The sequence below is a fragment of the Collinsella sp. TF12-2AT genome, from assembly GCF_003436735.1.
GTDB lineage: Bacteria > Actinomycetota > Coriobacteriia > Coriobacteriales > Coriobacteriaceae > Collinsella.
Genome location: NZ_QSQK01000003.1, coordinates 37,845 through 44,868, shown reverse-complemented (window position 1 = coordinate 44,868; position 7,024 = coordinate 37,845). Strand labels below are relative to the sequence as shown.

4 protein-coding genes and 1 tRNA gene are annotated in these 7,024 nt (G+C 62.1%); all 5 read right to left on the bottom strand.

The window, feature by feature from the left end:
• Positions 1-94: 94 nt before the first annotated feature.
• The 5 genes from DXD24_RS03275 to DXD24_RS03255 all read right to left on the bottom strand — a co-directional run bounded on the left by DXD24_RS03275 (position 95) and on the right by DXD24_RS03255 (position 7,015).
• Positions 95-171 (bottom strand) — tRNA-Ile (locus tag DXD24_RS03275).
• 298 nt (positions 172-469) lie between these two features.
• Positions 470-3,181, bottom strand: a complete 2,712-nt coding sequence (gene gyrA, locus DXD24_RS03270) for a DNA gyrase subunit A (protein WP_199407973.1) — start codon at positions 3,179-3,181, stop codon at positions 470-472.
• Positions 3,182-3,222: 41 nt separating this feature from the next.
• A complete protein-coding gene (gyrB, locus tag DXD24_RS03265) occupies positions 3,223-5,253 on the bottom strand; it encodes a DNA topoisomerase (ATP-hydrolyzing) subunit B (RefSeq protein WP_117646143.1) in 2,031 nt (676 codons plus the stop codon).
• Positions 5,254-5,358: 105 nt separating this feature from the next.
• Positions 5,359-5,922, bottom strand: coding sequence for a DciA family protein (locus tag DXD24_RS03260; protein WP_117629988.1), 564 nt, complete (start codon positions 5,920-5,922; stop codon positions 5,359-5,361).
• Positions 5,909-7,015 (bottom strand): DNA replication/repair protein RecF, encoded by a 1,107-nt coding sequence (locus DXD24_RS03255; RefSeq protein ID WP_117629989.1) that lies wholly within the window; start codon positions 7,013-7,015, stop codon positions 5,909-5,911. Before DXD24_RS03255 ends, DXD24_RS03260 begins: the two co-directional genes overlap by 14 nt.
• Positions 7,016-7,024: the final 9 nt, after the last annotated feature.

Genomic DNA, 7,024 nt, shown 5'->3' with positions numbered 1-7,024 from the left:
CAATCTTTCGCACAGCACACAAAACCAAAATGAGATTTATCGCAGACAAGAAATAAGCCCTGAGGCAACGCCCCAAGGCTCTTCACAGTTTTGATGGTGGACCTGACAAGATTCGAACTTGTGACCTCCCGGTTATCAGCCGGACGCTCTAACCAACTGAGCTACAGGTCCATCGCGCAAGGGATATATTAGACGAGTCGTTACGCGCGCGTCAACAACTTTTTTGAAAATCTTTGAGGGGTGTGTCAGACGGCTGGGCGAGATGGGTTAGGTTTGCTGCTCGGGCAGTCCTGCGCAAGACGAAGGCCACATTAAGTGGCCTTCTTTGCGTGCGGAACTCGCGACAAACCTAACCCATCTCGCCCAGCCGTCTGACACGGGGCTCCAAGCTTGTCAAAAAAGCGGTCGGCGCGCAGGTGCCCCGACCGCCGATATATGGGGTCTGATATTTTCTACCAGCTAGGGCCTCTTACTCGTCCAGGAGATCCTCTGGTATGTCGTTGCCGTCGCCTAGGTCGACTGGGGCCTCTTCGGCGTCGGTTGCGGCCTCGGCGCCTTCGTCTTCGGGCTTCTCCTTGGCGGCCGTCATGCGGGCTACGGCGCAGATGCGGTCGTTGTCGTCGACGGTCATCATCTTGACGCCCTGGGTAGCGCGGCCAGTCTGGCTAATCTCATCGGTCTTGACGCGAATGACCGTCGCGCCCTCCGTCACGATGAACAGCTCGTGCTGCGGGCCCACCGTCTTCATGGCCGCGAGGTTACCCTTACGCTCGGTCATTTGGATGGTGTAGACGCCCTGGCCGCCGCGATTCTGCTCCGGGTAGTCCGCGACCGGCGTGCGCTTGCCGTAGCCGCGCTCGGTGATGACGAACAGATCGCCGTTGCCGTTAGTGACTTCCATGCCCAGAACGCTCACGCCGTCCTTCATACCGATACCGCGAACGCCGCTGGTATCGCGGCCGGTGGCGCGCACCTGTTCCTCGGAGAACATGATCGCCTTGCCCGCGGTGGTGGCCAGGATAATCTTGTCGCCCTCGCGCACGCGGCGCACGTTCAGCAGCGCGTCGTCGTCACGCAGGTTGATAGCGATCAGGCCGTCGCGGCGGCTGCGGTCATATGCGCTCATTACGGTCTTCTTGACCATGCCGCTCTTGGTGGCAAACATCAGGTACTCGTCGGCAGGGAACTCGCGGCAGCTGATGACGCTCGCGATCTTCTCGCCCTCCTCGAAGGGCAGCAGGTTGACGATTGCGGTACCGCGCGCCTGGCGCGTACCCACCGGCAGCTCGTGCACCTTCAGGCGATAGACCTTACCCTTGCTCGAGAAGAACAGCACGTACTCGTGCGTGGACGCGATGAACATCTCGTCGATGACGTCGTCCTCTTTGAGGTTGACGCCCGACACGCCCTTGCCGCCGCGCTTCTGGGCGCGGTAGGCGGCCACCGGGATGCGCTTGACATAGCCGGTGTGGGTGATGGTCACGACCATGTCCTCATCGGCAATGAGGTCCTCGACGTCCAGGTCCTTCTCGACATGGCTGATCTCGGTGCGGCGCTTATCGCCGAACTTCTTGGAGATCTCGCGCATCTCTTCCTTAATGACGCCCAGGATCTTCTCCTCGTGCGCCAGCAGGTCCTCGTAGTAGGCGATGGCGCGGCGCAGGCCGTCCAGCTCTTCCTGGATCTTGTCGCGCTCCAGGCCGGTCAGGCGGCGCAGCTTCATCTCGAGGATGGCCGTGGTCTGCTCGGGCGTAAAGCCAAAGCGCTCGATCAGGCGGCCGCTGGCCTCGGAGTCGGTCTGCGAGGAGCGGATGATGCTGATGACCTCGTCGATATGGTCAAGGGCCATCAGGTAGCCCTCAAGGATATGCGCGCGGGCCTGGGCCTTCTTAAGGTCGAAGCGGGTGCGGCGGGTGACGACGTCGACCTGGTGGTCGATGTAGTGCTGCAGCATCTCGCGCAGGCTCAGGCATTTGGGAACGCCGTTGACAAGCGCCAGGTTGTTGGCGCCAAAGGTCGTCTGCAGCGAGGTGTACTTGTACAGGTTGTTGAGCACGACCTGCGGGATGACGCCCTTCTTGAGTTCGATGACCAGACGGATACCCTTCTGGTTGGACTCATCGCGCATATCCGAGATACCCTCGATGCGCTTGTCGTTGACGAGCTGGGCGATCTTCTCCTGCAGGGTGCCCTTGTTGACCATGTAGGGAATCTCGGTAAAGACCAGGCGGCTGCGGCCGGTCTTGGTGGACTCCACGTGAGCCTTGGCGCGCACGGTAATGGAGCCACGGCCGGTCTCGTAGCTCTGCTTAATACCGGCACTGCCCATGATGATGGCGCCGGTGGGGAAGTCCGGACCGGGCATGATCTGCATGAGCTCGTCGACAGTGGCGTCGGGATTATCGATCAGGTAGCAGGTTGCCTCGATCGCCTCGGTGAGGTTATGCGGGGCGATATTGGTGGCCATGCCGACGGCGATGCCCTGGCTGCCGTTGACCAGCAGGTTGGGGAAGCGCGCAGGCAGCGCCTGAGGCTCGGCGAGCGATTCGTCGTAGTTGGGCTGCCAGTCGACGGTATCCTTCTGCAAGTCACGCAGCAATTCCATGGCGGGCTTTGCCAGGCGGCTCTCGGTGTAACGCATGGCCGCCGCGCCGTCGCCGTCGATGTTACCGAAGTTGCCGTGACCGTCGATGAGCGGCGTGCGCATGGAGAACCACTGCGCCAGGCGGACCATGGCCTCATAGACCGCGGAGTCGCCATGCGGGTGGTACTTACCGATAACTTCGCCGACCGTCCAGGCCGACTTCTTGTGCGGGCGGTTGGGGTAGATGCCGCTCTCGTTCATCGCGTACAGGATGCGGCGGTGCACCGGCTTTAAGCCGTCGCGCACGTCCGGCAGGGCGCGCGCCGTAATGACCGACATCGAATACTCGATAAATGACTGCTTCATCTCGCGGCCAAACTCCGAAATCTGGAGCTGGCCGCCGTTGATATCCTCGCCGGCCGAGGCGCCACGGTCGACTTCGCCAAAGCTCTCCTCGAGCTCACCGTCGTCGTCCTCTTCCTCATCATCATCGGCATCGGGGTTATAGGCGTCCGGATCGCCGTCCTCGCCCTGCTCAGCACGGGCGAGCAGGCGCTTCAAATCGTCGGGCATGCCGGCATCGCCGGCCTCGCCCATACCCTCGTTATTGCTGATATCGTCTGCCACGTTATCTCCTCTTAAGCGTCAAGGAAGCGTGCATCATGTGCGTGCTTCTCGATGTACTCGCGGCGATAGCCGACCTCGGAACCCATCAGCTCGCGCACGGCGCGGTCTGCCACCACGGCATCCTCGATCGACACGCGCTGCAGGATGCGGGTCTTGGGATCCATCGTCGTCGAGGCAAGCTGCTTGGGGTCCATCTCGCCCAGGCCCTTGTAGCGCTGGACGGTATAGCCCTTGCGCTTCTTGGTGATCTTGCCGTCCTTGGCCTTGCCGTCCTCGTCGTTGTCGTCGGGGTTCAGGCCCAGACTCTGGATGGTGTCGCGCAGGATCTCGTCTTCGGGCTGGCGGCCGTTGGGATACACGTAGTGGATCTTGTTGCGCACCTTAATGCCAAAGATGGGCGGGCAGGCAACATAGACGTAGCCGGCATCGATCAGCGGACGCATGTACTTGTAGAAGAACGTCAGCAGCAGGATGCGGATATGCGCACCGTCGACGTCTGCATCGGTCATGATGATGATCTTGTGGTAGCGCGCCTTGGTGATATCGAAGTCGCCGCCGTCGCCGGCACTCGTCGTGACGCCGCAGCCGATCGCGGTAATCAGCGACTGGATGGTGTCACTCGAGAACGCGCGATGGTCACCAACGCGTTCGACGTTCAGAATCTTGCCGCGCAGGGGCAGAATCGCCTGGATGTCTCGGCGACGGCCGTCCTTGGCCGAACCGCCTGCCGAGTCGCCCTCTACGATGAAGAGCTCGGTCAGCTCGGCATCGCGCACCGAGCAGTCAGCGAGCTTACCGGGCAGGGACGCCGTCTCGAGCAGGCTCTTGCGGCGGGTCGCCTCGCGCGCCTTGCGGGCGGCGTTGCGCGCCTTGCAGGCCTGTTGCGCCTTCTTGACGATCTCGCGGGCGGGCTTGGGATGCTCCTCCAAGTAATCGGCGAGGCCGTCGGTCACGATCTTGAGCGTGAGCGCGCGCATATAGGAGCTACCGAGCTTGGCCTTGGTCTGCCCCTCAAACTGCGGATCGGGCAGCTTGACCGAGATAACGGCCGAAAGGCCCTCGCGCACATCGTCGCCGGTCAGGTTGGCGTCTTTTTCCTTGAGCAGGTTCTGTTTGCGCGCGTAGTCGTTGATCACGCGGGTGAGCGCGGTGCGGAAGCCCTCAAGGTGCATGCCGCCCTCGGGAGTGTAGATGTCGTTGGCGAACGACATGACGTTCTCGCCGTAGCCGCTATTCCACTGCAGGGAAACCTCGACCTCGCCCATCTTGGTCACAGGCGCGTCCGGATCCGATTTGCCCTCGATGTAGATGGGCTCCTTAAAGGCCTCGGGGACGTCCTTGCCCTCGTTGAGGAACTTGACGAAGTCGATGATGCCGCCCTCGTAGCAAAACTCCTCCACGTGGGGAGTCGCCTCGCGCTCGTCGGTCAGCGCAATCTTAAGGTTCTTATTGAGGAACGCCGTCTCCTGCAGACGGTTGTGCAGCGTATCGAAATCGTAGATGCAGGTCTCGAAGATCTCGTCGTCGGGCCAGAAGGTGACGGTGGTGCCCGTTGAATCCGAGGTGTCCACGACCTCCATCTTCTTGACGGTCTTGCCGCGCGAGAACTCCATCTCGTAGGTGTTGCCATCGCGGCGAACCTGAACGACCACGCGCTTGGACAGTGCGTTGACGACGGAGATGCCCACGCCGTGCAGGCCGCCCGAGACCTTATAGGCCGAGTTATCGAACTTACCGCCGGCGTGCAAGATCGTCATGACGACCTCGAGCGTCGGGATCTTTTTAACAGGGTGCTCGTCGACGGGGATGCCGCGCCCGTTGTCGACGACCGTGATGGAGTTGTCGGCGTGGACCGTCACCTGGATCTCGGTGCAGAAACCGGCCATGGCCTCGTCGACGGAGTTGTCAACGATCTCCCACACCAGGTGATGCAGACCGCTGGCGCTCGTCGAGCCGATATACATGCCCGGGCGCTTACGAACGGCCTCGAGACCTTCGAGAATCTTAATCTCGCCGCCATCGTAATCGTTTTCGTTTGCCACACGTCCTCCTTCAGTCAAGAAAATGTGTACAGCCTTACTAGTTTATCGTAAAAAAATACCATCGGGAACGAGGGTATTTGGCTCTACAAGGCCACCAGATGCGATTTAAGGCTCTTTTTTGCTTTGCACGCCCTTGGCCCACTCGGCACTGGCTCTCATGGCATTCTCGAGGGCCTCGCGCAGTTTTTGGTCTTCGATGGGCGCCACTTGGCGCTCAATCTCGGTGCGCTCGGCCTCACTTAGGTCGGCATGCGGGGCCGGCGGTCGCTCGGTCGTCGCCGGGCGCAGGCGCTCCTTGGCGGCGGGCGGCGTGTGACCGGGCGCGGTGGTTTTGAACACCAGGCCGTCCACATGCGCACCGGCGCGCTCCATGCGCGCGCGGATGATCTCGCGCAACAGCGTCATTTCCTGCGTCCACGAGGGCGAGTCGAGATACACCAGCAGCTCATTGGACTCGGGCAGGTAACGCAGTCCCGTCACATGCCGCCCCTCGCGCGTGCCCGAGCACACCGCGTTCCATGCGCGATAGACCGTGCGCGACTCCTCGGCGGCCTCCATCTGCGCACGGCGCTTAGGCGTTGCAGCCGCCAGGATGCGCTGGCGCTCTGCGTTCAAAAACCCGCTGAAGGCGACTGTCTCGCTCTCGCGCTCGTAATTAGCACGTCTCACCCATGCTCACCACCTTGGCTCGATCAAGCAGGTCATCGGTAAAGTACCCCAGGTTGGTCGTGGTTATGACCGTCTGGATATCATCGCCGATCAGCCGCAGGAAAGCGCCGCGACGCTCGCCGTCGAGCTCGCTCATCACGTCGTCCAGAAGCAGCAGTGGGGCGGTGCCCAGGACATCGCGAGCCACGGCAACCTCGGCCACCTTCCAGGACAGCACCAGCGTACGCTGCTGTCCTTGGCTGGCAAATGAACGGGCGGAGCGACCCGCCACGGTAAACTCAATCTCGTCGCGATGCGGTCCCACCAACGTCACGCCGCGGCGAATTTCCTCGTCGGCATGCTCGTCAAGGGCAGCCAGCATGCGCTCGTACGCCCAACCCTTCAGCTCTTCGCGATCCTCGACCTGGGGCAAATCCCCCAGCGTGGACGCATAGGTCACGTTGGCGACCTCACCTGACGCCACTTGCCCGTAGGCAGTGTGCACATGGCCCGCCAGCCGGTCGAGCAGGGCCAACCGGTGCACGAGCAGGGCCGAGCCCGCGCGGGCAATCGAATCGTTCCACGCGCCGAGCATCTCACGGCAGCACCAGGTCTCCTTGAGCAAGGCGTTACGCTGGGTCACGCAGCGCCCATAGGTGCTCGCAAGATCGGCGTAGCGTGCGCTCAGCTGCATGCCAAAGTCATCGAGGGCGGCGCGGCGCACACTGGCGCCTCGCTTAACCATGTCCAGATGGTCGGGGCAAAACAGCACGCTCGGCAGAATCCCGCGCACACCGGCGGCAGAGCATCTCTTGCCGTTGCGACTAAACGAGCGCTTACCGTCCTCCGCGCTCAATCCCATATCAAGCACGCGGCCGTCGCCCTCGAGCCTCAGCTCGATCTTGCACGAGCCCACGCCGTCATGGACGAGCTCGGCTGCGGTCGGATGCCTAAACGAGGAACCGCTCGTCAGCAGCTGCAGCGCCTCTATGAGATTGGTCTTTCCCGCCGCGTTGGGTCCCGCAAGTATCGTCACGCCCTCGTCCAGGGCAAGGCGATAGCTATCGAAGCTGCGGTAGTGCGCGACGGAAAGATCGCGAGCGAACATGGTCATGGCGCAGCG